Genomic DNA, 26,141 nt, shown 5'->3' with positions numbered 1-26,141 from the left:
GGAATCCTTTCGATTCACAAAACTCGGGAAACGCTCTAGAATCGATCTGCAACTATCAGTTTCTTCAAGCCTCTCGCCAATTGAATCTAGGCATACGTCGACCTCATCGGGCTTAAATGGCTTGTTCCAATTATCGTACCCAAGTCGGAAGGCAGCTCAGAGAAGGAGGGCGTTACCCCAAATGATCCAAGCTGACATGATTGCTTCTATGGTTTGGGTGTATTGATTTGAGTGGTTACTATTGCAGTTGCCGTCGGGCGGGCAGGGCTTGTTTTGGCGAGCTAGGGATATCATGTCTCACCGCAATCATCTCTAGAAAAGACCGGTATGGTTACGAGGTCTGGTCAGTTTTGCCCTGAGTCAAGGGTGGACGCCCGAGGGATCATGAAGCAATGATTTCCGCGAGCACAAACCCATAATATCTGCCATGATTTGGTTATGTAAGCGATCTCGTTGCTGTTCGCTTACCAACTCGACCCCTTGTCCAACTGTAGTGAAAGACACCGCAAGTGGAGCCAGGTCTCCAATAGTCGCTCGACTTCGCCCCGTGACATTTATTGGCGCGTATTATGTCAATATGTTCATTTGAAGCAAATTGGCTGGTGGATTGGCTTGCCATTTTGGCTATTTGAGGCGAGAGATTACCCATGGCTTCTGCAAACTTCTCAACTTTACCTTTGCCTTCCGATACATCCGGAGACGGTCGCCGTGCGCGTAGCCGAACCAGTCGCGATAAGATTGTAGCGGCAGTTCTGCACTTGATTGAAGGTGGTGACTTATCGCCGAGTGCGGCACGCGTGGCCGAGGTGGCCGGTGTTGGGTTGCGGTCGGTCTTCCGCCACTTCGACGACATGGACAGTCTTTATCAGGAAGTCAGTGAGCGGGTATCAGCCCAAGTAATGCCGCTGCTTCGGGAGGCTGTGATTGGGGCCACTTGGAAAGAACGGCTGGTCCGCATTGTCGAGCGACGCACATCAATATTTGAGCGCATACACCCATTCCGGCTTTCCGCCAGCCTTAAGCGCTTTCGATCAGCGTTTTTAACCGAAGAATATCGCCGCACCCTGGAACTGGAAGCTGCGACAGTAGAAGCCTTGCTACCACCGCATATTCTAGCGGATCAGGTCAGCACACGAAGCATCAAAGTCATTCTGAGTTTCCAAAATTGGCATGCCTTACGGTTCGAGCAAGATTTATCAATTCAGGAAGCGCGAGAAGTTGTTTCGCGTCTGCTGGGAGATATCATCTCAAAACTGGCAGATTGATAGCGCCTCAAAAAATCGCCACAGCATGGCTCTTCATAGACCCAACTCACTCCAGCGCTTCAGGTAGATTTTGAACCAAGGCGCATAGTTTTGCGGATTTGCGATGGCATCTAGTTTTAGCTCGCGCACATCCGTCCAACGAATATCCGCCACTTCGTCAGGGGCCAAGTTAAAGTCGAGGTTCTGCTGCGGCACATCAGCTCTGAAAACTTGGACGCGCTCATGCTCGATCAGATTGTTTGAAACTTCTGCATAATATTCAATTACTTGTGCAGCTTTAAGCTCCAACTTGATGCCTAGCTCCTCATGCAGTCTGCGGCTTGCGCTTGATTCCGGTGCTTCATTCCAGTGAGGGTGTGTGCAGCATGTATTCGCCCAGAGGCCCCCACAATGATATTTGCTTTTCGCGCGTTTTTGGATCAGCAAATTAGGACCACAAAACACGAACACCGAAACGGCCAAATGAAGGGTGCCGTCTTGGTGCGCCTTCAGTTTCTCGATTGGAAATAAAAGACCATCTATCCCGATGGCTGGAATGATGGGCTGAATTGGTGCGGGTTCATGTTTCATTGAGAGATGCCAATCAACTGGGGTCTCTGAGAGATGGCTCACTTCGTCGACTCCCATGATGTTGGTCTTAAATCGGTATCCTTTGGCGAGCTAGGATTTGGTTTCCGCAAGCCTTTACTGGGTGAAGCCCACCGCCATAAGGCAGCGTCTTGAACTGGCAATACCATGAAGAAATGTTCCAACAAAGCCAATGCAGTCAAAGTAAACAGCAATATGAAGCCAGTCGCCATTGCTGAGCCCTCAGGGGCATGGTCCGCTTGAGTCATTAGCCAGGCACAGAGGATTAGCGAGCCGACTACCGAGATAGGCATCAATGCATTCATTGGCCGCTTGGGTAAATAGGACTTGAGGTGTTCCAAATGGGCAGGGAAAAACTCGTCCGTCAGGTTTGGCACACCCAAAAAGATATTCAGTTTTGCGCTGATCCGCATAGTAAATAAAACCCCGAAAGTCCAAGATGCAACCTGATTAGGTTGACCCCATGTCAACCCAATAAGGGCTAACAGCGTAAGAAAAATCGCAATCTCATGATGGATGACGGTTAGGGTTGCATACTTAAAGCGAACCCAACCTTTTGCATCGGCAGGGCATGCCGCAGGACGGGGACCAGTTATCTTACCCATCAAGAAACTCGCTTCATGCCAGCCCCATATGCACAACGCACAGCCAGCTGCAAAGTATGCAGCTGAGCTTGTGTCTTGGTCGGCCGTAATGATAACGCCCCCGGTGGCCAAGGCGAGGACTAAGGCGAACAGACTTAGGGCCGTGCCATAATTCTTGGGTGGCAAGCGCACAAGCAAGAGAATTATTCCGGTGCTGAACCACCAAGCGAATACCGTCGTTATTATAGGCACAGACAAGGCGGCAAGGTCCATTAGCAACCTCCCACTCTGCAAACGAGGCCACTTGCAGGCGCCATTAACGGGACCCAGGTTCAGCCAAAAAGCGGGCGAAGGCACCTTCATTGGTCGGCCCAAAGGCGCGCAGGTCTATTTCCTTTCCCGTCGTTGGATCTGACATCGTCAACCGCTTGTTGGGATAACGAGACAGATTGAACGGTACCTCGGCACCAATCTTACGCAATTTTCGGTCGCGAACAAAACCGCGCATCACGGCTCGAATAAAGGCATCCTCACCGGGGGCAATTGTATCAATCGTCGCGCCAGTATCAGCATTCAGAACAATGACCGATCCATCTGGTTCGTCATTGAAGCGCATTTTAAGGAGCTGGCTTGGAATAGGTGCTGAAACAATGGCGTCGGTGGGGGGGTTAAGATTCTGATACCGGCCTACGGCTGCGGCGGTTAGCGATAAGGCGATCAAGCTACCTGCAGCGAACAAAGCTCCCTTTGGGAACGGTTCATGGTCGATCGCGCTCATGTGTAAATTCCTTCAGTTGGGCTGGGTGCGGTTAGGTAGTGTTTGACCCGCTCCATCCGAGTGAAGCGGGCCATAACTTGTATTGCTAGGCGAGGGCAGGTTCTGCACCCACACCGCCTCCTCTTGTGGCTTGAGACTTTTCATCGACCCTAGGCGCGGTCGCATGAGATTGTTCATGTGTCTGCCTGAGGGCCTCTGCGAGAACCGCCGCTGCGCGTGTGGCGTCACGCAGACATCGGAGCGAAGGTTGGGGTTGCGAAATAAAGCCTGGACGCGCATGTGGCCATAACAAGACAATCGAGATCTTGTTGGGCTTCACCAATTGCAATGCGACATCGCCGCTGCCATCCGCCCTTTTGTTCACGGCAGCGCTTTCAATAATCTTGTATGGGATATTGATGGCCTTCGTGAGCGCAGCACCGAACCGCATTACCAAGCGGCGGTTAGTCAGTGTATAGACCGTTGTGCGGCTATTCAGATAAGCCAAGCCAACCAAAAGGCCTACACCCACGATGGCAATTGGCGCAACCCAAATGGCCGCCAGAAGTGCTGTGACCAAGTCTTGGCCATTAGCTGTACTGTCGACAATACGCCATGCCATTAGCAAAGCGAAATAGACAGCAACCCAATCCACCCGAAAAACCCTTCTGGCCATAAGGGTCCAATCTGGCTCTCCCTGCCACAGGATGGTTTCACCCGGTGGCAGATCATTGGGGAGCCCGCGAATGGGCTCAAAGTCGTGTTCGACACTCATATTGCAGGCTCCGAGCGGGCAGGTGTAGAGTAGAGATAGCCAGCCCCAAAATACCCGACGATCTTTTCTTCTTCGAGCAGAGTCACCTGGTCTGGGTTGGCCAATGTTGGCGCTCCAGCAACTTGGCTGCCCAAAACGGCGTCCAAACGAACACGATTTAAGTTCTTTTGCACGACGCACATAGTCATGGGTACGAGCACATGCTTGGCAGCCCCCCCTTCCGAAGTGACATCAACTTCAAGGTAGCGGACAAGAAACTCGGCTCGGTCTACCCAAATATCCTTGATAATGCCGCCAGTTGCGCCGTCGAGCCCGACCAATGCCATACCCCGCAAGTCCGGGTCCTTCTTGTCTATGGAATAATCTGTTGCAATGCGCAGTGGGGCCAAACGAGTTGTTCCATGGTTGGTCATGTCAGGCTTATCTGCCCGCATGGCATATGAGCCCGGGCCAATGCCTGATGTCAGAGGATTGCCATCGGGCTCAATGGGCGATCCTGACCAAGCTGCTGTCCGCTTGAATTGGGTTGCATGGGTGTCGCGCGAATTGTCAGGTTTCACCAATTTGCTGCCGTCTGGCAGATTATAGGTCTTGGGTAGTGCGCGGAAAAAAACACCAGGTGTTGGCTCTAACTCGCCCGTGACGTCATGTTCAAGTGGAAATCCCTCGCGTCGACCTTCACGCAAGAGATAAAGTACCAGCATGAGAAAAAAACCAAAGAAGACATAGAGAACTATCTCTGTGACATCCACGGTCCCCGCGAAATAATAGTTATACATGTCACTTCTCCATCGTAGTTAGAGGGTCGGGAATTCGGCAAGCCCAAAACGGTGCTCTCCGTTATTTGTGAGTTCCTGTGCTTCACGAATTTTCGATGCGCCCGGCGCATGCTTGGCGAGCGGACCGATCGCCACCAGTGCTGCGAACAGCAGCCCAATTTCCAAATGATAGACGAGACCGTAACTGGTCACTTGTCCACTGAAAGCGGGGCCAAGCGCACCCGAACCTGATAATTGTGTGCCAAGATCGCGGATGCCGCCTCCCAGTGCAATACCAATCCCAGCCGCCGTTGCCTGAACGCCACCCCAGGCCCCAAGTGCAAGTCCAGACTGTTGGCCATCCCGCGCCAATGCCATGGCCGCCGTTAGGGTCCCGACAGAAAAGAGCCCGCCTCCAAGTCCAATACCTATAACACCCAAACAAAAAAGTGGCGTTAGAGAGATTGCGCCAGACAGGATGACGCAAGCGAAAGCCACAATTCCAATCAGTGCGCCATACCCAGCAAGCCGATGGGCTTCACCTTCCTTGTTGAGTTGCTGGGCAGCAAATGCGAAGCCGGTTAAGGTGCCCGCCGCCCATAGGGCGGTCAAAGCAGTGGTCGAACCCACATTCATGCCGAGAACTTCAGCTCCATAGGGCTCAAGCAAAACATCTTGCATGGCAAATGCCCCCGCCCCGAGGCCAGTTGCGACCAAGAGGCGTAGGGTGCGACCTTGCTGCATCAGCGAGTTCCACTGTTCTCTAAAGACCGGGCGGACCCGGTCTGGAGCGGTAAGCGCGGGATTTCGAGCTTCTTGCTTCCAGACCGCAACCGTATTCAGGATCATCGAAACTAAAGCGGTACCTTGAATAACTTGGATCAGGCGAATGGCATCAAAATCGACCAATAAGCTGCCCAAAACCAAAGACGAAATCAGCATGCCGACTAGCAGCATGAGATAAAGTAGGGCCACTACCCGAGGCCGCGTTTCGTCTGTTGCAAGGTCTGTTGCTAGAGCCAAACCAGCAGTTTGAGTGGTGTGCATCCCAGCACCCACAAGGAGAAAGGCAAGTGCTGCCCCGATTTGGCCAATGATAACCGGTCCTTGCCCGTCACCCGATAGGATCAAAAGCGCGAACGGCATGATTGCTAGGCCGCCAAACTGAGCCAATGTGCCCAAAAAAATATATGGCGATCGGCGCCAGCCGAGATAGGATTTATGCGTATCAGACTTAAAGCCGATCAAGGCACGAAAAGGCGCAATCAATAGAGGCAGCGACACCATCAGCGCTACGAGAGTTCCGCTAACGCCCAACTCTACAATCATCACACGGTTCAAGGTTCCGGTGAGCAAGACAGCTGCCATGCCCGTCGTGATTTGGAAAAGCGACAAACGCAATAGACGGCTAATGGGCAAGTCATCACTGGCAGAGTCTGCAAATGGCAGCATGCTGACGATCAAATTGCGCCATGCAATAGCATTCTTTTCGGCTTCCTGGGTCATGATTGGTTCCTCACCAATCGAGAGCCTGTCGATGCTGTGGAAACAGCAGTTTGCGGGGTGCCGTTGTCAATATCGACCTTTCGCCCTTCAAGCCGTGCCACACGCAGCTTCCAAAGAAACTGCGCCGCATTGATCACATAAGTACCGTAAGCCGCTACGGCGATGTAGACTTGTTGTTGCGGCGTCCACCATCCCTTGAGAAGCGCAACGACATAAAGTGTCTGCAGCGCGAGAACCAACATGGAAAAGACATCTTCCCAAAAAAATGCTTCCACGAAGAGCCACTCGTCGAAAACCACCTTTTCCCAGATCGAGCCTGTGATCATGATCGTGTACAGTAGAAACGTTTTTGCGAGGATGGATAGTGTTGCCGCTTCATACCCATTGCCAGTGACCAGATAATTGGCCACCAGAGCCATGCTGATCAGGAATACCAAAAATTGTAATGGAGCCAAAATAGCCTGCACCATGGTCCAGGGTGTGGCATCACGTCGCGCCCTTTGATCAGGGGTGTAGAGGGGCTTTCTTGACGGTTTAGACCGTTGTGCGGCCACAGATGGTGTCAGACTGACAGGTAGATTAGACAAAACACAGTCAACCCCTGCTTGAACCGCACTGAAAACTTCACCTTTTTTGACCTGATCACCTAGCGCACCAAGCTCAACGGCGGACGCGCCTTCGCACTCGCAATATGTATGCGAAGTCGTTGAATTTGATATGATCTTCAAGGATTTCATCCGGATTTTTCCATGGTCCGGAATTGAAATTGCCCGCACCACTCCGCAGTTTCGCACGCCCCCCTTGATTGTCAAGCATTTTGGACGCCTAATTAAACTGACACTTTTTGACATTTGGGGGTAAAAAAATTAAATTCCCTATGGCTCATATTGAATCTTCGTGTAAGTTGACAAAACCAGAGGTCAGCAAAGCTTTGCCAAAAAGGCGTCTGCACTGGTTTATGATGACCTGCTGATTGTTCCCTTCTTGGGGCTGGCAATTCTAGCAGGGGGCAGCGCGTAGCTGGACGCGCACGAGACGGTGTGACTCCGAAGACAATCTGGAGAAGCAAATGCCCAATCAAGACACCTTGGAGCACCTGGATCCCAGAAGCCATGGCCAAGAGGATCAAGCTCAGAATACATCGCCCCAGCACTCCGGCGACAAATCCACCGACTTAAAGATTATGGAGCTATTGGCTCAAATGGTCGAAGGGGATATCATCCCGCGTCTTATGCTAGCACACAAAACCCACCGCGAACAAAACCAAGGTAAAGCTGCTGGGAAAGTGCTTGGCCACACTGCGGTGGTGGATCTGGCCCACATTCTTCTGACCCATGAAGTTGATGATGTAGAGTTGATCATGCACGCCTATCTCAGCTCTGGGATGCATTTAGATGAAATCTACGTCGACCTCATGGCCCCAGCTGCTCGTCACTTGGGAGAGATGTGGGAGAACGACACAGCTACGTTTGCCGATGTGACGATTGGTCTTGGGCGGATGCAGACGCTTCTGAACCGCCTTAGCGATTCCTATCGAAACCAGGAAGAAGTCCGAGATGACCTTGCCTCCGGCCTTTTTGTGACACCGGCGGGTGAAATGCACAGTTTCGGCATCCGCATGGTGGACGAATTGTTTAGGCGCGCCGGGTGGAGAACCCTCTGCGAGCCCAATTCACGGATTAACGACGTCTTAGCGATGGTTGCCAGTGAGGGCTTCCACATCCTCGGAATCGGCATTTCAACCGAGTCACAAGTCCCTTTTGTGCGGGAATTGATCCGCCAAGTACGAAAAGTCTCACATAATCGCCACATTCTCGTGTTGGTTGGTGGAAGCTACATTGTTGGGCGGCCTGAGTTGGCAGCAAGCATCGGAGCCGATTTTTCTGCTAGTGACGGCAGAGAAGCTATCGCAATCGCCGAAACAGTCATATACGAGCACTCCCACAGGCATTAGCCGTCTATGCTAGTTTCAAGGTTATCAACGCGCACATGGAACATCGCTCTCCCAATCAAAACTTTGGTCCATTGCTGCAGCCTGCGGCACTCGGTGACTTGGAGGCTTCGATTGCGGTTAAGGTGCTTGCAGCAGGTGGCGATGTTGCAATTGTGCTTGATCGTGATGGTGTGATTTGTGACCTCGCGGTCGGCAATTCAGATTTGCAACTGGATGACTTTGAAAGCTGGGTCAATAAGCCATGGTCCGATACTGTCACCCAGGATAGTCGTCCGAAAGTTGAGGAAATGCTGCGGGATGCAGCTTCTGACAAGGCAATTCGTTGGCGCGAGTTGAATCACCCGTCACGGCGGGGTGACTCTGTTGCGCTGCGTTATGTCGCGGTCGGTACGGGTGATGATGGCCGAATTATCGCTATTGGTCGCGATCATCGAGCTGCGTCTGTATTGCAACAACGTTTGTTACAAGCCCAGCAATCGATGGAGCGTGACTACGCGCGCATGCGCACTTCAGAGTCGCGGTACCGAATGCTGTTCCAGTCAACCAGTGAGGCTGTGTTGATCATTGACGGCTCGACTCGCCGGGTCGCTGAAGCCAATCCTGCGGCTGACCGCTTGATCGGTGGCGACGGATCCCTTGTTGGCAAACCGTTTTCGCGCCTCTTTGCCGTGCAGAGCCAAGAGGATGCGGCATCGCTTCTCTCTGTCGCTCAGGCCTCGACAAGTCGCACGGCTCCACAATCAAACTTAACGTCAAACGGTTGTCAATTGAATGTGACTGCATCCTTGTTTCGTCAGGATCGTAGCATGCATTTCCTGGTTCGGCTGGTTCCTGTGGAACGGTCAGAGCCGATTATCGTGGACAGCAACCACAGAATGTTGGCCGCGATCAATCTTCTGCCTGATGGGTTGGTCGTTACGGATCGGGATTTGAATATTCTGACCGAGAACTCTGCCTTTTTGGATCTTGTCCATTTACCGACGCCTGAACAAGCAAATGGGGAATCTCTGGCACGCTTCCTCGGCCGCCCCGGGGTTGATCGGAACATTTTGCTGGAAAATTTGGTGAAGTACGGCGTCGTCCGCAATTTTCCAACGGTATTGCAAACCCAGTTCGGTGAACTGGAAGATGTAGAGGTTTGTGCTGTCTCAGTGCCAGAGGGCGATGATGGCTTTTATGGTTTCAGCATCCGCCGTGTAAGCCGCCGTGAGATGGAGCGTGGACAGCAGCCTTTGGAGTTAGTTCGCTCGCCAGCGGATATGAGTGAATTGGTTGGTCGGGTTTCTTTGAAGGAGATCGTTCGCGACACCACGGATTTTGTCGAAAGGCTATGTATCGAGGCTGCGCTCGATTTGACAGGCAATAATCGAGCTTCTGCTGCTGAGATTTTAGGTGTCAGCCGTCAAAGCCTATATTCGAAGCTTCACCGTTTTGGGATTGGCAATTTTGAAGACGATCCCCAATAGGGGCTAGCCTGCTTCTCGCTGATGCATGCGGCATTAAGTAGCCAAACTCATGATTGAGGGGGGCTCTTTCGTGTGTGTTTTGTTTGTGTGCATTGAAATTGATATGTTTTTTGAGATTAATGTCAACGTATATTGGTGTCGAATTTAATTGACACTTTTGAGTGTCCAACATAGGTTTGCCCTATGAATGAGACAGCCGCCCCCTTGGCAAGATCAAATCTACCGGCCCCTAAAGCGGTGCTGGAGCTGTTTAAGCCCATCACATGGTTCGCGCCAATGTGGGCTTTTATGTGCGGAGTTGTTTCTTCAGGTGCCCCCTTCTCTGAAAAATGGACGTTGGCTCTAGCGGGTGCGATCTTGGCCGGGCCAATGATTTGTGCCACTAGCCAAGCAGTAAACGATTGGTTTGATCGCCATGTTGATGCTATCAATGAGCCCAATCGGCCTATCCCATCAGGAAGAATTCCTGGCCGCTGGGGTCTGTGGATTGCCGTGATTTGGACCGTTGTGTCCTTGATCTTTGCGTCTACGTTAGGGGTTTGGGTCCTTGTGGCTGCAACGCTTGGTATTGTCCTCGCCTGGATATACAGCGCCCCACCCTTAAGGCTCAAGCAGAGCGGCTGGTGGGGGCCTGCCTCGGTTGGCTTTTCGTACGAGGGCCTTACATGGTTCACGGGTGCGGCCGTTGTGTCTCAGGCCCTGCCTGACCCAAAGATTTTGCTGCTTGCCGGGCTTTATGCTGCGGGTGCGCATGGGATCATGACGCTAAATGACTTTAAGGCCGTCGAAGGAGACCGTCAGCTGGGCCTTCGATCCTTACCGGTTGTGATGGGAGTCGATCGTGCCGCACGCTTTGCGTGTCTTTTCATGGCCGTGCCTCAAGTGGTCGTTATCTGCTTGCTCGTGAACTGGGGGCTATTGCTTTATGCCGGCGGGGTCTTGATCGCTCTAATCGCACAGGTTGCGCTGATGCGCCGGCTCTTGAGCGACCCACTAAAGCATACACCTTGGTATAATGCCACCGGAACCAGCCTCTATGTGTTAGGTATGTTGGTCAGTGCCATTGGTGTTGGTTCCCTGCTTGGAGGACACCCATGACTGAAACCATTCACAAGCCGCTGGATTGGTTTGGCATTGCGCGTCTTGGGCTAGTGCAAAGTGCACTTGGTGCCGTGGTCGCGCTGACAACTTCGACGTTGAATCGGGTAATGGTTGTGGAAATGGCTACGCCCGCGATGCTGCCGGCTGCCTTAGTTGGATTGCATTTTGCTGTTCAGATTACCCGACCTCATTGGGGCTACGGTTCAGATTTGGGCAGTCGTCGTACGCCTTGGATCATAGGAGGAATGGCTTGTTTGTGTTTGGGAGCGCTCGGGGCAACCGATGCCGCGCTCATGATGGCCACCACACCCTCGCTTGGCATCTTCATCTCTGTCCTCGCCTATCTTATGATCGGCATGGGGGTAGGGGCGTCAGGGACATCGCTTTTGGCTCTTTTAGCGACCCGTGTCGCGCCAGACAGGCGGCCAGCTGCGGCTTCGATTACTTGGATTATGATGATCCTCGGGATCGTGATTTCCTCGATTGTTGTCGGCAAGCTAATCGACCCCTTTAGCTCCCAAGCTTTGGCTTTTGCGGCGACCTGGGTGGCGGGGTGTGCTTTCTTGATAACCTTGGCCGCAGTTCATGGGGTTGAGTTGCCGGTAGGTGCCAAGTTGCTGGCAGATGAACCCTCGACAAACGAGGGCCCATCGGTTCCGTTCAGACAGGCTGTTAGGGAGATTTGGGCTGAGCCTTTGGCCCGAAATTTCTCAATTTTCGTCTTTGTTTCGATGCTCGCTTATAGCGCGCAGGACCTGATTTTGGAACCGTTTGCCGGCTTGGTATTCCATATGACGCCTAGCCAATCGACTCAGATGTCCGGCATTCAAAACATGGCCGTCTTGTTGGGCATGATTTTGACCGGCGCGATTGGCGGGCGCGCTGCGCGGTCAGGGAAAAGCTGGATGGCGGCGTGGGCGATTTTTGGTTGCCTAGGTTCCGCTCTTGCGCTTTTGGGCCTTGCCGCCGCGGCAGAGGTTGGACCAGGCTGGCCACTTATGCCCACTGTGTTTGCCTTGGGCTTCGCCAATGGGGTTTTTGCCGTTTCGGCTATCGGCTCCATGATGGGATTGGCCGGCCATGGGCAAAAGTCCCGAGTTGGAATTCGGATGGGTATTTGGGGTGCCGCGCAGGCGATTGCCTTTGGGGTTGGCGGGTTCTTTGGGGCAGTGGGCATCGATGGTCTGCGCGCTGTTTTGCCAGAGACAGGTCACGCCTTCCTCGTTGTGTTTTTGATTGAGGGCGCGCTGTTTTTGGTCTCAGCCTACCTCGCCAGTCGTCTTGGGTCTTCCGAACGCCCGGTAAATGTAAATGCTGATGAAGGCGAATCTGCCTCCTCCCCATTAATGGGGCATGCTTCCACTTTGACATAAGGATAGGGTCATGACCCAAGCATCAGACTTTGAAGTGATCGTAATTGGTGGTGGTCCCGCGGGTGCCACAGCTGCGGCAGATCTTGCCGCAAAAGGTCATCGGGTTCTGCTGCTGGACAAGGGCGGTCGGATTAAGCCTTGCGGTGGCGCTATTCCTCCTCGTCTCATTCGCGATTTTGATATCCCCCCACATTTGCTTTGCGCACACGCCAATGCTGCACGAATGATTGCGCCCAGTGGCAAGGTTGTCGATATGCCAATTGAGGGTGGTTATGTTGGTATGGTCAATCGTGATACGTTTGACGAGTTTCTTCGAGAGCGGGCTGAAAGATCAGGTGCGGACCGTCGCAAGGGCGAGTTTGAACGCTTGGAGCACCAAATCGACGGCCCAACACTTATCCATTATGTTGATGCTGACGGTCGAGCCCAGCAGATCACCACACGGTATGTCATTGGAGCAGATGGAGCGCGGTCTAAAGTAGGCAAGCAAACAATTAATGGCGCGGATCGGATTCCGTGTGTGTTTGCCTATCACGAAATTATTTCGATTCCTGACCAGATGTCGGGCGATTTTGATCCAAGCCGATGCGATGTCTATTATCAGGGGCATTTGTCGCCAGACTTTTACGCATGGATTTTTCCACATGGCTCAACCGCAAGCATTGGGGTGGGGAGCGCACAGAAAGGGTTTTCTTTGCGTGGCGCGATCAAGGACCTTCGTGCTGCGTCGGGACTGGACATCAACACGACAGTTAGAACGGAAGGCGCTCCGATTCCATTAAAGCCGCTAAAGCGATGGGATAATGGGCGTGATGTTCTCCTCGCGGGCGACGCTGCCGGCGTGGTCGCCCCATCCTCGGGCGAAGGTATCTATTATGCGATGGTGTGTGGCCGCGAGGTGGCTAGTGCTGTTTCGGAGGCTCTAGAGACCGGGAAAGCCTCTTCGCTGAAGTTAGCTCGAAAGCGTTTTATGAAGGCACATGGTAAGGTCTTCTGGGTTTTAGGCATCATGCAGCATTTCTGGTATCGCAATGACAAGCGGCGAGAGCGCTTTGTGCAAATGTGCGCCGATCCAGACGTCCAGTATCTCACCTGGCAAGCCTATATGAACAAGGAATTGGTGCGGGCAAAACCTGCCGCCCATGCGCGTATATTCTTGAAAGATATGGGTCACTTATTGGGTCTTTCACCTTCGTGATGGACGAAGTGCCTCACAATCATGCCTGAAGTCTTGCCTCCCTTCATCACCCAATTCTTCCTCTCAGGCCTAGCAATCGATGTGGCTTTAGGAGTCATCGCCCTGGAATTCTTAGTGCTTATGGCCTTGCGAAAAGGTAAGAAGCTTCGTTCGCTTGTAGTCACCCTTATCCTCGCGCTTGGACCTGGTGCTTGCCTTATGTTGGCTTTGCGAGCCTCACTAACACAGGCGGGCATCTTTTGGGTGGCCTTGTTCCTTTTACTATCTCTGCCGCTTCACTTGGCTGATCTTGCCCGGCGCAAAGTCAATTTGTAAAGCGAGGCGTACGAGAAAGGCGGAGTGTATGAACACCCCGCCTTCAAGAATTTTATCAGCCAGCTAAATCTAGCTGACTCAATTGCCCCACTTAGTTCGTATGGGTCTTCAAGTAGGCCACTAGGTCGGCGCGCTTTTGTGAGTCTTTTATGCCCACAAATGCCATGATCGTACCTGGGATACGAGCCTTTGGATTCTCGAGATACGTATAAATCTCTTGCTCCGTCCATGTAATGCCGGAGTTTTTGTTTGCTTCGGAATAACGGAAGCCCGCAACCTGTCCGGCTGGGCGGCCAATGATATTGTGCAAGGATGGGCCAACTTTGTTCACACCCGCAGTCACCACGTGGCAGGTTTGGCACTGACGGAACACGGCCTCACCCTTTACTGGGTCACCCGAAAGAGTCGCGCCGGCCTTGTCTTTAATGGCGAGAACCATCGCACCGGCCGCTGGCGCAGCTGCGGCAGTGGGAGCTGCGGCTTCAGCTGCAGGTGCAGCCGCAGCGACTTCATTCGTCGCGGGCGCTTCGGCAGCAGGAGAAGCAGCAACTTCATTGGTTGCCGGAGCTGCGGCTTCAGTAGCTGCAGCTGGCGCCTCGGCCTTTTGATGGGCTTGTGGGCCACAACCTGCGACCAGAGCCAGCGCCGCGAGCGAGACAGCAATTCCAGAACCCAAAATTTGTCTTTTCATGGTTTTTCCTCTCAAAATCGGCGTGCAAGCCTTCTGATGGTTTTACTTATAGTGCGAAATTGCTTGAGGTCCAGAGTCACGAACCCGTGATCAACGCAAAAACCGCTGGTTGGATTTAATGCGAACAAAAGATCGTTGTTTCGAATTGAATTTGTTCGTCGTTCTATCGTTTCAATGGGTCAATGCAAGTCAGCTAAAAGGTGGCTTTATACAAATAATAGCCATAGATTAAGTAGAATCAGTCCTGCCAAACAAGCAATTTGAGCAAGTGCGCAACGTCTAATGTACAATGCCGCATTCGCACGGAAAAAGGGACCGTTCTTCTCTAACACAAGGTTCTTGACTTGCTATAGAGTGCGGTGTCGTTATTGATCTGAAGGCCGTTCGGCTCCGTCGCTTTTGGGGGTTGCCCAAGCACGGTCATCAATTCGGAGACGTCAGATGGATTTTGGTCAACGCGTACGACACAGTCTAGCTGGCCTGAGGCGAATTTTCACCCCACGACCGCCCCAAGACCCCTTTGCTAACGCCGAGGCGGCCCCAGCTACTGCACCTATAGCGGCCAAGCCGAGATCAAGTTGGCGCGGTTGGGCTCTTGCCGCAATCGTCGTCGTTGTGCCGATCTATTACATCTTCGGTGCCATCCTTACTCATCGTATCAACGACGACTTGAACTTCAAAGCCGATGACCCTGGCCCTGGGGCCTCACGGACTATCGCAGTTATCGCGGGTTTGATTGATCGCGAGATCAATCAAACGGCATGGGCCCCAAACACGCAGCCTTTTCAGCCGGCCGCTTTGTTGCGTTATGGCGGCAATATGGCCAATTTTCAGTCTGGAATGGTGAAGGCTCTGTCGAACATTACTGTTGAGATCGAAAGTTATGTGGGCCGTTCACGGGGTACCTCTGCCGCCGACCCTGATTTGGGTCGCGCCCGGCAAGGCCTTTCTCGCCAGCCTGACACCTGGTTGCTTGATCCGTGGCCGACCTCGTCTGCCGACCAAGAGTACCGGAAGGCTCGGACTGCATTAATCGCCTATAATGGTCGTGTTGCTGAAGGTAAGGCTGTATTCGACGTCCGGTCTGATAACTTGCAAGCTTTGTTGGCACGTTCAGCTCTCGACCTTGGATCGTCATCTGACGCTCTAGAGAAACAAATTGGGGCTGGTCGAAAAGTCTTCATTGATCGGCGAGCCGACAAATTATTCTATTTTGTCAAAGGCCAGTCTTACGCCTATTTCATCGCACTCCGGGCCATTCGCGAAGACTTTAAAGATGTGATCGTCGAGCGGCGGGTTGCTGCCTTGTATGATGCGATGTTGGCAGACCTTGCCACCGCTGCGAGCTTACAGCCGATGATTGTGCAGAATGCTTCCCCCAACGCGCTCTTGATGCCAAACCACCTCTCAACTGAGGGCTTTTATCTACTTCGCGCGCGCTCGAAACTGCGCGAGATAACTGATATTCTTCAACGGTAGCGGATATAAGCTATGGGCGAGCGCAAACTTCTTTGCATTGCGGATGACAGCCCAGAATGTCGGGCCGCAGTCTATTTCGGGGCTTTGCGTGCGGCCAGTACAGACGCGAAACTGATTATCCTGCGCGTCGTTGAGCCGATGGATCCGGGTCTTTGGTCGGCCATGGGGGAGGCGATGCGTGAACGTCTGCGTCTAGAAGCGCTCGATGACCTACAAGAGCTTTCAGATGTAGCATGGCAGGCTGCAGGCCTTGCGCCTGATCTTGTTGTTCAGGAAGGGACTCTGGACCACCAAATTCGTGCGTTCATCGATGCTACACCGAGCGTCAAGACATTGTTGCTTGCCGCAGCTGCGGGGCGTGGGGGTCCTGGTCCGCTAGTTGCGGCTGCCATGCGTGGCGGATTTGGATTTGGCGCTCGCGCGGTTGCAATCATGATTGTTCCCGCAGGACTAAGTGACGAAGAGTTGGCCGACCTTGCAACCTAGTAGGCAATTGTCCCGGTCTTTGTCATGAGAGGCGTTGAATTTTCCAGTTGAGAGGCCCATGTCTAGCCGATGTTTATTCAAACCGAAGCAACTCCAAACCCTGCCACGTTGAAGTTTCTGCCCGGGCGCGACGTGCACCCGGCGGGAGCCATTGAGTTTAACGACGTCCAAGCCGCTTCAGCTTCACCGTTGGCGACAGCTTTGTTTAAAGTTGAGGGGGTGCGTCGGGTCTTTTTTGGCTCAGACTTCATCACCGTCACGAAGTCTGCCGAGGTTGATTGGCCTCACATTAAGCCATCGCTTCTCGGTGCCATAATGGACACCTTTCTTACTGGCTTACCGATCGTCACAGCCAGTGTAGCTTTAGAGCCGGTTTCTTCAGCAGGTAGCTATATTGGCGATGCAGCTCAGATCGTCCGAGAGATCGAAGAATTGCTCACGACGCGTGTGCGACCCGCCGTTGCGCAAGATGGCGGTGACATTGATTTTGACCGGTTTGAGCCTGAAACTGGAACCGTCTACCTGCGGCTTCGGGGCTCTTGCGCAGGCTGTCCGTCTTCGACAATCACCTTGAAGCAAGGGATCGAAAATATGCTCAAGCATTATGTTCCGGAAGTTTTGCGGGTGGAACAAGCCTTGTAGACACATTTCTTGTTTTGGGAGGGGGGGTATGATGCCTGTACTTAATGATCACGCGTTGCACCAATTATTTATAGATGCACGCACCCGCAATGGCTGGGTCGAGGAGACTTTGCCTGAAAGTTTAATGCGGGCAGTATATGATCTCACAAAGTGGGGCCCAACCAGCGCGAATTGTTCTCCAGCCCGTTTTGTGTTCATTGGCTCGGCTGAAGGCAAAGCGAAGCTGAAACCCTATTTGGCTCCCGGTAATGTCGACAAGACGATGTCGGCTCCTTGGACAGTGATCGTCGCAAGCGATCCAAAATTCTATGACAAAATCCCAGAATTATTTCCGCATAATCCAGATGCTGCAAAATGGTTTTCAGGCATGCCTGACGGCGGCACTGAGGCTGCCTTCCGCAATGGCACCTTACAGGGGGCCTATTTGATGATGGCCGCCCGGGCGCTGGGCTTGGACTGTGGCCCGATGAGTGGATTCGATAATGCTGGCGTTGACCGAGTTTTCTTCAGCGAAAGCGGCTGGAAGTCGAATTTCTTGGTCAATTTGGGCCATGGTACCGATAAGGATTTGTTCCCGCGCCTGCCGCGCCTGTCATTTGAATCTGCTTGCCAAGTTTTGTGATCGGAAAATGATCGACAGAGCCTGCAAAACAACTCAACACTAGTGGCATGTCAGAAACTGAGAGCCTTGTTGGTGAGACTGTCGACCGTGCCGAACCTTTGCACGAGGCGATTTATCAAGAATTGCGAGCGCGCCTCTCACGCGGGGCGTTTGCACCGGGTGAAAGCCTAAGCTTGCGATCTTTGGCCACTGAACTAGGGGGCAGCGTTACGCCTGTTCGCGATGCCGTCTGGCGACTGACCGCTGAACATGCATTGAGCATGGGGGCCACACGACGAATCACGGTGCCGGAGATGGATCGAACTGGAATCGTCGAGTTAATGCGCGCTCGGGCATTGCTGGAGCCGGAGGCGGCAGCAAGGGCGTTGCCCTATATTACTATAGACCACCAAAGGGCTATGGCTGAGGCTAATGATGCTATGAACGCCGCGCTGCGACAGGGCGACATTGTCGGTTATATGGCAAGTAATCATGCATTCCATTTTGGCCTTTATCGTGCGTGTCCCTCCACAGTTATCATTCCTATGATTGAGAGCATTTGGGTACGGTTTGGCCCGTTCATGCGGTTAATGTTCCCTGATGCTGTTAATGACCTAGACCTATCTGATAGGCATGGCGACGCATTGAAGGCGCTTGAGACCGGCGATGAGGCAGGACTGCGCGCATCTATAGCGGCGGATGTACATGATGGCCTCGATTGGATGATTAAGCGCATTTAGTGCCGTTTTCGGCTTGACCAACCCCACCCCAAGAACGTTATAACAAATTCTGAGGTGGAATGTGCCGATTGTCAGGGAGAAGCTGAGGTCATTTAAGGCGCGCGAGAGCGCGGCCTATCAGAAGAGCCGTCCCCGATCGGCTGCGCGCGGCAGTCGTGAGAATGGTTTCTTCGGCGGCGTTCCACAGCATTGGATGCTTGATTGGCCCATGCCTTTCCCGCTCGTAATTGAGCACGCGAGCGGCACCAGCCTAACAGACCTTGATGGTCATGTTTTGATCGATCTTTGCTTGGGCGATACCGGCGCTATGTTTGGTCACAATCCAGAACCCGTCGCCAAAGCCGTGCATGCTCAAGCCATGCGTGGACTGACCTCGATGTTACCGTCAGCAGATGTAGAGGAGGTCGGTGAATTATTGCAGGCAAGGTTTGGGATGCCTTTCTGGCAGATTACTTTGACGGCATCCGATGCCAATCGGTTTGCGCTTCGCGCGGCACGGGCAATTACGAACCGACCAAGGATCCTTGTGTTTGATGGATGCTACCACGGCGCAGTGGATGAGACGGCAGTCAATCTCGAGGATGGCTTGACCGTCGCTAAGCCCAGTCTATGGGGGCAAGCCTACGATCTTGCCGAAACAACAGTTTGTGTGCCTTTCAATGACGTTGAGGCGCTAACTCACGCTCTAGCGCAAGGCGATATCGCGTGCGTCATTATGGAGCCCGCCCTAACCAATTGTGGCATCGTGGCACCGTCTCCAGGGTTTTTAACTGAAGTGCGCCGCCTGACTCAGGCCAATGCTACGCTGCTCTTAATTGATGAGACCCACACATTGTCCACTGGGCCCGGTGGATGGACACGAACCTATGGCCTTGAGACAGATATCTGGGTTGCCGGTAAAGCTGTCGCCGGGGGAATCCCGACCGGGGTTTGGGGTTTCACGAAGGAGGTAAAGCGCGGGATTGAGCGGGTACGCGGTGAGCTACCCCCCGGGCATTCCGGTGTTGGCACAACTTTGTCCGGCTCTGCCCTGCAAATGGCCGCATTACGTGCTTGTCTCCAGGACGTTATGACCGAGACCAATTATGCCGCAATGATTGCAGGTGCCATTGCTTTAGAAGATGGCATCACGGCGACGATTGCCAGTAAAGGCCTGCCTTGGTCTGTTGTCCGCTTAGGCGCGCGGCTTGAGACCGTGTTTGCGCCTAAACTTCCGATCAATGCCGAACAAATGCGGGCCAGCTTTGATCATGAGTTGGAGGCTGCCCTCCACCTCGGCCTTTTAAATCGTGGCTTCTTGGTTACGCCGTTCCATAACATGCTGTTGGCGGGGCCAAGCCTATCCAGAGAGGCGCCAGCAGCCTATGTTGCAGCTCTCAATTCCATTCTTAACGAGATCCTATAACGGAAATTGGTGACCCATGTCGTTCGAAACAGACCCAAACATTCACAAGCGCCTTGAAGCTTGGATCAAGGAGAAAGGCGTTTCTGAAATCGAGCTGATTTTGCCCGACATGAACGGCATCATCCGCGGCAAGGTGGTTCCCGCCGCCAGGTTTTTGAAGGGTGTGTCGAACCATACTTTGCGGATCGCGTCTTCGATCTTGCGTGTGACTGTAACTGGTGAATATCCAGATGCCGAGACTGACGATGAAGATGGATTCTCTGGCACCTTGGATCCTGATTGCGTGCTGGTTCCAGACCCCGCATCAATCTGTGTTGCCCCCGGCTATCGCACTCCCACAGCCTATGTGGTGACCGATGCCTATACTCATGCAGGTAAGCTTATCGATATCGCTCCACGTCAAGTATTGCGCCGCGTATTGGACCTATATGCCGAACGAGGGTGGGAGCCAGTGGTTGCGCCAGAAGTGGAGTTCTTCCTAACGGCCCGAAATATTGACCCAGATCTGCCGCTAGAAACCCCGGTTGGGCGGTCTGGGCGCGCTGAGACAGTATCGCAGCCCTATGGGCTCGAAGCGATAAACGAATATGAGGATCTGATCGAGCAAATCTACGAATATTGTGAGATTGCAGAACTTGATATCGATACAATGATCCATGAAGCTGGTGCCGCTCAGCTGGAGGTGAATTTCAATCACGGTGACGCCCTGGAGCTGGCTGATCAGGTCTTGATGTTTAAGCGCATTGTCCGACAAGTGGCTTTGTCGCAAAACGTGTACGCGACATTTATGGCCAAGCCGATGGACAATCAGCCCGGCAGCGCCATGCATATTCACCAATCATTGGTGGATAGACAGACCGGTCGCAATCTGTTCGCCAATACCAACGGAACGGACAGTAAATTATTCAGATCCTTCGTAGGTGGATTACAAACCTACCTGCCAGATGTGGCCCCCCTGTTTGCCCCAAATGTAAATTCTTTCCGCCGGATGCGGCCTCAGTTTGATGCGCCCATAAATGTGCAGTGGGGCCTCGATAATCGCTCCTGCGGTTTGCGAACGCCCATCAGCGATGGACGCAATCGCCGTGTCGAGAATCGTTTGCCTGGAGCAGATGCCAATCCTTATCTCGCTATCGCTTCGTCGCTAGCATGCGGCTATGTTGGCATGGTGCAGGGGTTGGAACCAGGGCCCTTAATAACCACGTCGGCCTACCGCATGCCTCGTTCCCTACCCCGGACGTTGGATGAGGCTTTAGGTCGTTTCCAAAATTGCGAACCCATGCGAGAAGTCTTGGGTGAAGAATTCTCTCGTGTTTTCGCAGCCGTTAAGCTGGATGAGCTTGATGCCTTCGAAGGGGTCGTGTCGGCCTGGGAACGTGAACATTTACTCCTAAAAGTCTGAGGTCCAGTTTTGTCCAAAAAGCCAACCCAACACACTTATGGCATCGCGACTAGAGAAGAAGCGGAAGCCTTTCTGGCCGCCAATCCAGGCATTAATTTCATTGACATTCTCTATACTCCAATGAGTGGACCACCACGCGGCAAGCGGATACGTCCGCACGAGCTTATAGCCGTTTACGGCCACGGTCGTTATTTGCCGGGTTCAATTACGGTTGTGGATATGCAAGGTGCCGATTGCGAAGCGACTGGGCTCGTTTGGGAAGATGGCGATGCCGACCGCTTAGCCAAGCCCGCGCCCAATACGTTGTTTAAGGCCCCTTGGTTGGGCGAGGATGTCGCTCAATGCGTGTTGTCGCTGTACGAACTCGACGGTCCAGGCAGTGATCTTGACCCGCGCCATGTACTCCAACGTGTACTGGACAAGTTCGCCGCTGATGGTCTTACGCCGGATGTGGCATGTGAACTCGAGTTTTATCTCTTGGACCAGCGATATGCAGGCCAAGCCCCAACCCTTCCATCGTCGCCAGTTACCGGGCACACGCCCACTGGCCATGAAGTCTACGGTTTGAGAGAGCTTGACGATTATATGCCATATCTGCGGGACCTTTATGAAGCGGCTGAAGCCCAAGGTTTGCCGATTGAAGCTGCGATTAGCGAGTTTGCTCCCGGCCAACTAGAGATTGGTCTAGAACATCGACCCGATGCCCTGCGGGTGGCTGATGAAGCAATGATGTTTAAGCGCCTCGTAAAGGGCTGCGCGGTAAGTCATGGTTTGGAGGCGACCTTCATGGCTAAGCCATTTGAAGGGCGCGCAGGCAATGGCCAACATTTGCACGTCTCAGTACTCGACCAAAACGGCCGCAACATTTTCGGTAGTGACGATCCCCAAGGCACCCCTGAATTGCGCCATGCTATTGCTGGGATGCAACAGCTTTTGCCCGCGGGTATGGCAATATTCGCTCCAAATCAGAATTCCTATCGCCGTTTCGTTGGAAATTCCTATGCCCCCGTGGCGGCTACTTGGGGTGTGAATAACCGGACAGTCGGTTTGCGCGTTACGGCAGGCCCCCCGTCCAGCCGCCATATTGAGCATCGGGTTTCAGGCGCAGACGCTAATCCCTATCTTGCCTTAGCCGCTATGTTGGCGGGCGTGCATTATGGCCTTACCCATAAGCTTGACCCCGGTCCCGCAATTACCGGTGACGGATACGCACAGGCAGACAAAGCACCTGTAGACCTCCCCAAGAATTGGTTTGCAGCTGTGGACACTTTTGCGTCATCCGACCCACTCCAAGACTATCTCGGTGCTCGTTTTCAAGCCATGTATACGATTGTGAAGCGAACTGAGCAGGATCGTTACTTCGCACATGTTCCGCTTGCGGATTATGACTGGTGTTTCCGCAATGCTTAAGCCAAGGATTAAACCTGAGAAGGAGAGACGTGAATGACTGAGCGACCCCTGTCCCGTGAAGAAGTTGATCTTTTCCTGCGACTCCGCCCCCATTCGCGGCGAGCATTTATGGCCGCATTTGGTGCAACTGCCGCCGCTCTCACGCTTTCGGGTTGTAAGCCTGCTGAACCCGACGCAAAGACCGAAGACAAGTTGGTCATCGAAGGTTCAGAGGGTAATAAGCTCGCCTTCTATAATTGGGACACTTACATCGGCGAAAATACGCTCGCAGACTTTAAGGCGGCTAGCGGTGTAGAGGTCAATATGACCCTATTTGCCAATAACGATGAACTCTTCGCCAAATTCCGCGCCGGCAATCCTGGTTTCGACGTGATCATGCCCTCAAATGAATACGTCGCCCGTATGATTGAAGCTAAAATGCTGGCCCCCCTCGATCACGCCAGAATTCCTAACAAAAAGAATTTGTTGCCGGAGTTCCAAGACGCAGACTTCGATCCAGGCCGCAAGTATTCGATGCCTTACACTTGGCTAGTTCTAGGTATTGGCTATCGTAAGTCTGCGATGAAAGGGGGTGTCATTCCAGATAGTTGGAAGTATCTCTACGACAGCGACGAGTACAAAGGCCGCGTGTCCTTATTGTCGGAAAGCGCTGACGTATTCCGTTTGGGCTTTAAATATTTGGGGAAGAGCGTCAATGACACCACTCCGGAACTCATCAAACAAGTCGAGGACATGCTGATCAAGCAAAAGGCAAATATCAAGAACTTCCACGACGACAATGGCCAAGACCTGTTGATGTCCAAGGAAGTCGATATTGTGTTGGAGTATAACGGCGATATCGCACAGAAAGAAGCAGAGGACCCTGATCTCGCTTTCGTGGTTCCAAAGGAAGGGTCGCTGTTGAACTCGGATTGTATGTGCATCCCAACAGGGGCACCAAACCCCAATAACGCACATGCCTTCATCAACTTCTTGTTAGATGGTCAAAATGGTGCAAACATCACCAAAACCATTTTGTATCCAACGCCAAACGCTGCTGCCAAGGCGCTGATGGATGACACCTACAAGAACAACCCAACCATCTTCCCACCAGCCGAAATAATGGCCAAGTGTGAGTATGGAAAATATGCCGGTTCCAAGATCACCCAGGCTTTTGAAGCTGCGATGACACGTGTCCGCGCCGCCTGAGCGGCAATCAATCTCGATCTGAAAAGGGGTGTCGGCTTCCGAGGCCCCTTTTTGTTTGCTCTCAGTCTGGGCTAAGGCTAAAGTCTTCTCACAACTCAGGCGGCCAGATCTGAGCAACAAACTGAGGGAGTGACCATGAAAAACGCTTACATCATTGACGCCTGCCGTACCCCTCGTGGAATTGGGAAAGTTGGCAAGGGCGCGCTCGCACATCTGCATCCGCAACATTTGGCTGCCACAGTCTTGAAGGCCATTGCAGAACGTAATGGTCTTGATACCGCCACGGTGGACGACATCATTTGGGGAACCAGTTCTCAACGCGGCGCGCAAAGCTGTGACCTTGGCCGGATGGCCGCCTTGGATGCAGGCTATGACATCAAAGCTTCTGGAGTGACCCTAGATCGCTTTTGTGGCTCTGGTATCACAACCGTCAATCTTGCTGCGGCTCAAATCATGTCCGGGATGGAGGATTGCGTCATTGCTGGTGGAACCGAGATGATGAGCTATACGGCCGCCACAGCAGATTTGACGGCCCCCCCTATGCTAGATGCAGGCAACAAAAGCTTGCGCGAAAAGCATCCTCAGTCCCAACAAGGCGTATGCGCCGATGCAATTGCAACACTCGAGGGTATAGATCGTGACGCGGTTGATGCGCTTGCCTTTGTCAGCCAACAGCGTGCAACTAAAGCTATTTCTGAGGGGCGATTTAATCGTTCTCTCGTGCCAGTCTATAACAAAGATGGCACGCTTGCGTTGGATCATGATGAGTTTCCCCGCCCGCAGACGACCCTCGAAAACCTAAATGGCCTCAAGACCGTGTTTGACATGTGGGCAGAAATGAAGGTTGATGACTCTGGTCGCACCTATGGTGATCTCATCACCAGCAAATACCCGCAGCTCAAGGGCGTAATTAACCATGTTCACCATGCAGGAAATTCATCCGGAGTCGTTGATGGCGCTGCGGCACTATTCCTGACATCAGAGAGTTATGCAAAAGCCAAGGGCATGAAGCCGCGGGGTCGCATTGTAGCTACCGCCAATGTTGGTGATTGCCCAACATTGATGCTCAATGCGCCGGTCCCGGCGGCCAAAAAGGTTCTCGCGAAAGCTGGTTTAACAATCGCGGATATCGACGTTTGGGAGATCAATGAAGCCTTTGCCGTTGTGGCAGAGAAATTCATTCGTGATCTTCAGCTTGATCGCAGCAAGGTTAACATAAATGGCGGCGCTATGGCGCTTGGCCATCCAATCGGGGCCACGGGTTCGATTCTGATCGGTATGGCACTCGACGAGCTGGAGCGCTCAGGCGGCCGCTTTGGTTTGGTCACGATGTGTGCAGCCGGCGGCATGGCACCGGCCATCATCATCGAGCGTGTCAGCAGCTTCTAAGCTTTAACCGCCGTCCTTTCGGCGAGCGAGGAGATTTATTGCTCGCCGGTTGTTTCAAAGTTACGGGCGATTGTAAGCGTAAATGTTGAGCCGTGACCTACTCGGCTGGCCACGACAAGGTCACCGCCCATAAGATGAGCCAGCTTTTGACTGATCGCTAAGCCAAGTCCGGTGCCCTCGACGGAACGCGTGAAGCTTGTGTCGCTTTGAAAAAATGGCAGGAAGATACGAGGGAGGTCTTCCTCCGTTATACCCACACCGGTATCTGCGACTTCAAACGCAATCCATTCGGCTTTTTGACCACTCGCCCGACAGGTCACAGTAATGGTGCCATTGGTCGTAAACTTGGCTGCATTGGATAGGAGGTTCAAAAGACATTGTCGCAGTTTCCCTTCATCATTGTAGGCCAATGGTTCCAAATCAGATGCGATTTCTAGCTTGCACTTTGTATGGCTTGCCGCCGCTCTTGGGATGATTGCGTCAAGTGCTTCTTGGGCGATATGGCGCACGTCAAACTGGCTGGGCCGGCAGACTTGTTCATTTGCTTCCATCTTTGAGATGTCGAGCACTTCATTGATCAAGCCCAACAGATGACGTGCCGCGTTGCGTATTTTTTCGAGATCTGCCTCAGTTGATCCGAGATCTCCTAATCGCACATCCTCTCCCACCATTTCGGCATAGCCAATCACAGCATTGAGGGGCGTCCTTAACTCGTGACTCATGGTTGCCAAAAAGCGAGATTTGGCCCGATTCGCTTCCTCGGCTACCTTCACCGCTTCCTCTAACTCGCGGGTCCGTTGTACCACTCGTTCATCTAACTCGTTTGCCAAGCGGAGGGCTTGGCCTTGCGCTTCAATCAAATCCTCTGAGGATTTGACCGATGCTCCAGTTAACACCACGGTATTGACGCAGAGCAAAAAGGCGAGAAAGCCCAAGAGATAACCGATCCAACCATCGCCAAGACGAACTGCACACAAAACGACGGCCAAAGTTATAACTGGGAGAGTCTTATAGACCATGTTCCGGTCTAGAGCGCTTCCCGTTTAATAAGCATCATAGCCACAGCTT

At 52.9% G+C, this 26,141-nt stretch carries 25 protein-coding genes; 16 read left to right on the top strand and 9 right to left on the bottom strand.

Annotation, left to right across the window (positions count from 1 at the left end; all coding sequences use genetic code 11):
- Nucleotides 1–647: 647 nt before the first annotated feature.
- Nucleotides 648–1,265: a TetR/AcrR family transcriptional regulator gene (locus B7364_RS10665; RefSeq protein ID WP_198534200.1), complete on the top strand. Its 618-nt coding sequence runs from the start codon at nucleotides 648–650 to the stop codon at nucleotides 1,263–1,265.
- A 33-nt stretch (nucleotides 1,266–1,298) separates the two neighbouring features.
- Here B7364_RS10665 and B7364_RS10660 read toward each other — a convergent pair whose 3' ends face one another.
- The 7 genes from B7364_RS10660 to bchF all read right to left on the bottom strand — a co-directional run bounded on the left by B7364_RS10660 (nucleotide 1,299) and on the right by bchF (nucleotide 6,970).
- Complete coding sequence (locus B7364_RS10660; protein WP_085340017.1) at nucleotides 1,299–1,835, bottom strand: isopentenyl-diphosphate Delta-isomerase; 537 nt, start codon at nucleotides 1,833–1,835, stop codon at nucleotides 1,299–1,301.
- Nucleotides 1,836–1,873: 38 nt separating this feature from the next.
- On the bottom strand, nucleotides 1,874–2,710 hold the full coding sequence (puhE, locus tag B7364_RS10655) for a putative photosynthetic complex assembly protein PuhE (protein WP_157893641.1): 837 nt from the start codon (nucleotides 2,708–2,710) through the stop codon (nucleotides 1,874–1,876).
- A gap of 43 nt (nucleotides 2,711–2,753) precedes the next feature.
- Nucleotides 2,754–3,215 carry a photosynthetic complex assembly protein PuhC gene (gene puhC, locus B7364_RS10650; RefSeq protein ID WP_085340014.1) on the bottom strand — a complete coding sequence of 154 codons (462 nt, stop codon included), beginning with the start codon at nucleotides 3,213–3,215 and terminating at the stop codon, nucleotides 2,754–2,756.
- Between the two features lie 85 nt (nucleotides 3,216–3,300).
- Nucleotides 3,301–3,969: a photosynthetic complex putative assembly protein PuhB gene (gene puhB / locus B7364_RS10645; protein WP_085340013.1), complete on the bottom strand. Its 669-nt coding sequence runs from the start codon at nucleotides 3,967–3,969 to the stop codon at nucleotides 3,301–3,303.
- Nucleotides 3,966–4,748 carry a photosynthetic reaction center subunit H gene (gene puhA / locus B7364_RS10640; protein ID WP_085340012.1) on the bottom strand — a complete coding sequence of 261 codons (783 nt, stop codon included), beginning with the start codon at nucleotides 4,746–4,748 and terminating at the stop codon, nucleotides 3,966–3,968. Before puhA ends, puhB begins: the two co-directional genes overlap by 4 nt.
- Before the next feature lie 18 nt (nucleotides 4,749–4,766).
- Nucleotides 4,767–6,233: a BCD family MFS transporter gene (locus B7364_RS10635; protein ID WP_085340011.1), complete on the bottom strand. Its 1,467-nt coding sequence runs from the start codon at nucleotides 6,231–6,233 to the stop codon at nucleotides 4,767–4,769.
- Nucleotides 6,230–6,970, bottom strand: coding sequence for a 2-vinyl bacteriochlorophyllide hydratase (gene bchF / locus B7364_RS10630; protein ID WP_085340010.1), 741 nt, complete (start codon nucleotides 6,968–6,970; stop codon nucleotides 6,230–6,232). Before bchF ends, B7364_RS10635 begins: the two co-directional genes overlap by 4 nt.
- A gap of 332 nt (nucleotides 6,971–7,302) precedes the next feature.
- Between bchF and B7364_RS10625 the strand changes: the two genes are divergently transcribed.
- The 5 genes from B7364_RS10625 (at nucleotide 7,303) to B7364_RS10605 (ending at nucleotide 13,325) form a co-directional block, all read left to right on the top strand.
- Nucleotides 7,303–8,187, top strand: a complete 885-nt coding sequence (locus tag B7364_RS10625) for a cobalamin B12-binding domain-containing protein (RefSeq protein ID WP_085340009.1) — start codon at nucleotides 7,303–7,305, stop codon at nucleotides 8,185–8,187.
- A 35-nt stretch (nucleotides 8,188–8,222) separates the two neighbouring features.
- The gene (gene ppsR, locus B7364_RS10620; RefSeq protein WP_085340008.1) at nucleotides 8,223–9,653 is read left to right on the top strand and encodes a transcriptional regulator PpsR; all 1,431 of its coding nucleotides are present in this window, start codon (nucleotides 8,223–8,225) and stop codon (nucleotides 9,651–9,653) included.
- A gap of 183 nt (nucleotides 9,654–9,836) precedes the next feature.
- Complete coding sequence (gene chlG, locus B7364_RS10615; protein ID WP_085340007.1) at nucleotides 9,837–10,751, top strand: chlorophyll synthase ChlG; 915 nt, start codon at nucleotides 9,837–9,839, stop codon at nucleotides 10,749–10,751.
- On the top strand, nucleotides 10,748–12,127 hold the full coding sequence (locus B7364_RS10610; protein ID WP_085340006.1) for a BCD family MFS transporter: 1,380 nt from the start codon (nucleotides 10,748–10,750) through the stop codon (nucleotides 12,125–12,127). The genes chlG and B7364_RS10610 overlap by 4 nt, the downstream gene beginning before the upstream one ends.
- Nucleotides 12,128–12,137: 10 nt before the next feature.
- Complete coding sequence (locus tag B7364_RS10605) at nucleotides 12,138–13,325, top strand: geranylgeranyl diphosphate reductase (protein WP_085340005.1); 1,188 nt, start codon at nucleotides 12,138–12,140, stop codon at nucleotides 13,323–13,325.
- A gap of 406 nt (nucleotides 13,326–13,731) precedes the next feature.
- Here B7364_RS10605 and B7364_RS10595 read toward each other — a convergent pair whose 3' ends face one another.
- A complete protein-coding gene (locus B7364_RS10595) occupies nucleotides 13,732–14,331 on the bottom strand; it encodes a c-type cytochrome (protein WP_085340003.1) in 600 nt (199 codons plus the stop codon).
- Between the two features lie 441 nt (nucleotides 14,332–14,772).
- Between B7364_RS10595 and B7364_RS10590 the strand changes: the two genes are divergently transcribed.
- The 10 genes from B7364_RS10590 (at nucleotide 14,773) to B7364_RS10545 (ending at nucleotide 25,073) form a co-directional block, all read left to right on the top strand.
- Nucleotides 14,773–15,810 carry a DUF2333 family protein gene (locus B7364_RS10590; RefSeq protein ID WP_085340002.1) on the top strand — a complete coding sequence of 346 codons (1,038 nt, stop codon included), beginning with the start codon at nucleotides 14,773–14,775 and terminating at the stop codon, nucleotides 15,808–15,810.
- A 12-nt stretch (nucleotides 15,811–15,822) separates the two neighbouring features.
- Nucleotides 15,823–16,296, top strand: a complete 474-nt coding sequence (locus B7364_RS10585) for a universal stress protein (protein ID WP_085340001.1) — start codon at nucleotides 15,823–15,825, stop codon at nucleotides 16,294–16,296.
- Between the two features lie 69 nt (nucleotides 16,297–16,365).
- Complete coding sequence (locus B7364_RS10580; RefSeq protein ID WP_085340000.1) at nucleotides 16,366–16,938, top strand: NifU family protein; 573 nt, start codon at nucleotides 16,366–16,368, stop codon at nucleotides 16,936–16,938.
- A 31-nt stretch (nucleotides 16,939–16,969) separates the two neighbouring features.
- Nucleotides 16,970–17,560 carry a malonic semialdehyde reductase gene (locus B7364_RS10575; protein WP_198534202.1) on the top strand — a complete coding sequence of 197 codons (591 nt, stop codon included), beginning with the start codon at nucleotides 16,970–16,972 and terminating at the stop codon, nucleotides 17,558–17,560.
- 47 nt (nucleotides 17,561–17,607) lie between these two features.
- On the top strand, nucleotides 17,608–18,279 hold the full coding sequence (locus B7364_RS10570) for a GntR family transcriptional regulator (protein WP_085339998.1): 672 nt from the start codon (nucleotides 17,608–17,610) through the stop codon (nucleotides 18,277–18,279).
- A 61-nt stretch (nucleotides 18,280–18,340) separates the two neighbouring features.
- Entirely contained in the window at nucleotides 18,341–19,684 is a 1,344-nt protein-coding gene (locus tag B7364_RS10565; RefSeq protein ID WP_198534198.1) for a transaminase, read from the top strand.
- A 16-nt stretch (nucleotides 19,685–19,700) separates the two neighbouring features.
- A complete protein-coding gene (locus B7364_RS10560; protein WP_085339996.1) occupies nucleotides 19,701–21,086 on the top strand; it encodes a glutamine synthetase family protein in 1,386 nt (461 codons plus the stop codon).
- 9 nt (nucleotides 21,087–21,095) lie between these two features.
- Nucleotides 21,096–22,496 carry a glutamine synthetase family protein gene (locus B7364_RS10555; protein ID WP_232780880.1) on the top strand — a complete coding sequence of 467 codons (1,401 nt, stop codon included), beginning with the start codon at nucleotides 21,096–21,098 and terminating at the stop codon, nucleotides 22,494–22,496.
- A gap of 33 nt (nucleotides 22,497–22,529) precedes the next feature.
- Nucleotides 22,530–23,684 (top strand): ABC transporter substrate-binding protein, encoded by a 1,155-nt coding sequence (locus B7364_RS10550; RefSeq protein WP_232780879.1) that lies wholly within the window; start codon nucleotides 22,530–22,532, stop codon nucleotides 23,682–23,684.
- A 135-nt stretch (nucleotides 23,685–23,819) separates the two neighbouring features.
- On the top strand, nucleotides 23,820–25,073 hold the full coding sequence (locus tag B7364_RS10545) for an acetyl-CoA C-acetyltransferase (RefSeq protein ID WP_085339994.1): 1,254 nt from the start codon (nucleotides 23,820–23,822) through the stop codon (nucleotides 25,071–25,073).
- A gap of 35 nt (nucleotides 25,074–25,108) precedes the next feature.
- On the opposite strand, the gene B7364_RS10540 is transcribed toward B7364_RS10545, so the two are convergent.
- A complete protein-coding gene (locus B7364_RS10540; RefSeq protein ID WP_085339993.1) occupies nucleotides 25,109–26,092 on the bottom strand; it encodes a sensor histidine kinase in 984 nt (327 codons plus the stop codon).
- Between the last annotated feature and the right edge of the window lie 49 nt (nucleotides 26,093–26,141).

Origin of the sequence: Aquidulcibacter paucihalophilus (assembly GCF_002105465.1) — a bacterium.
Taxonomy (GTDB): Bacteria; Pseudomonadota; Alphaproteobacteria; order Caulobacterales; family Aquidulcibacteraceae; genus Aquidulcibacter; species Aquidulcibacter paucihalophilus.
The sequence above is the reverse complement of the archived record's forward strand: the minus strand, read 5'-3'. Positions and strand labels throughout refer to the sequence as shown.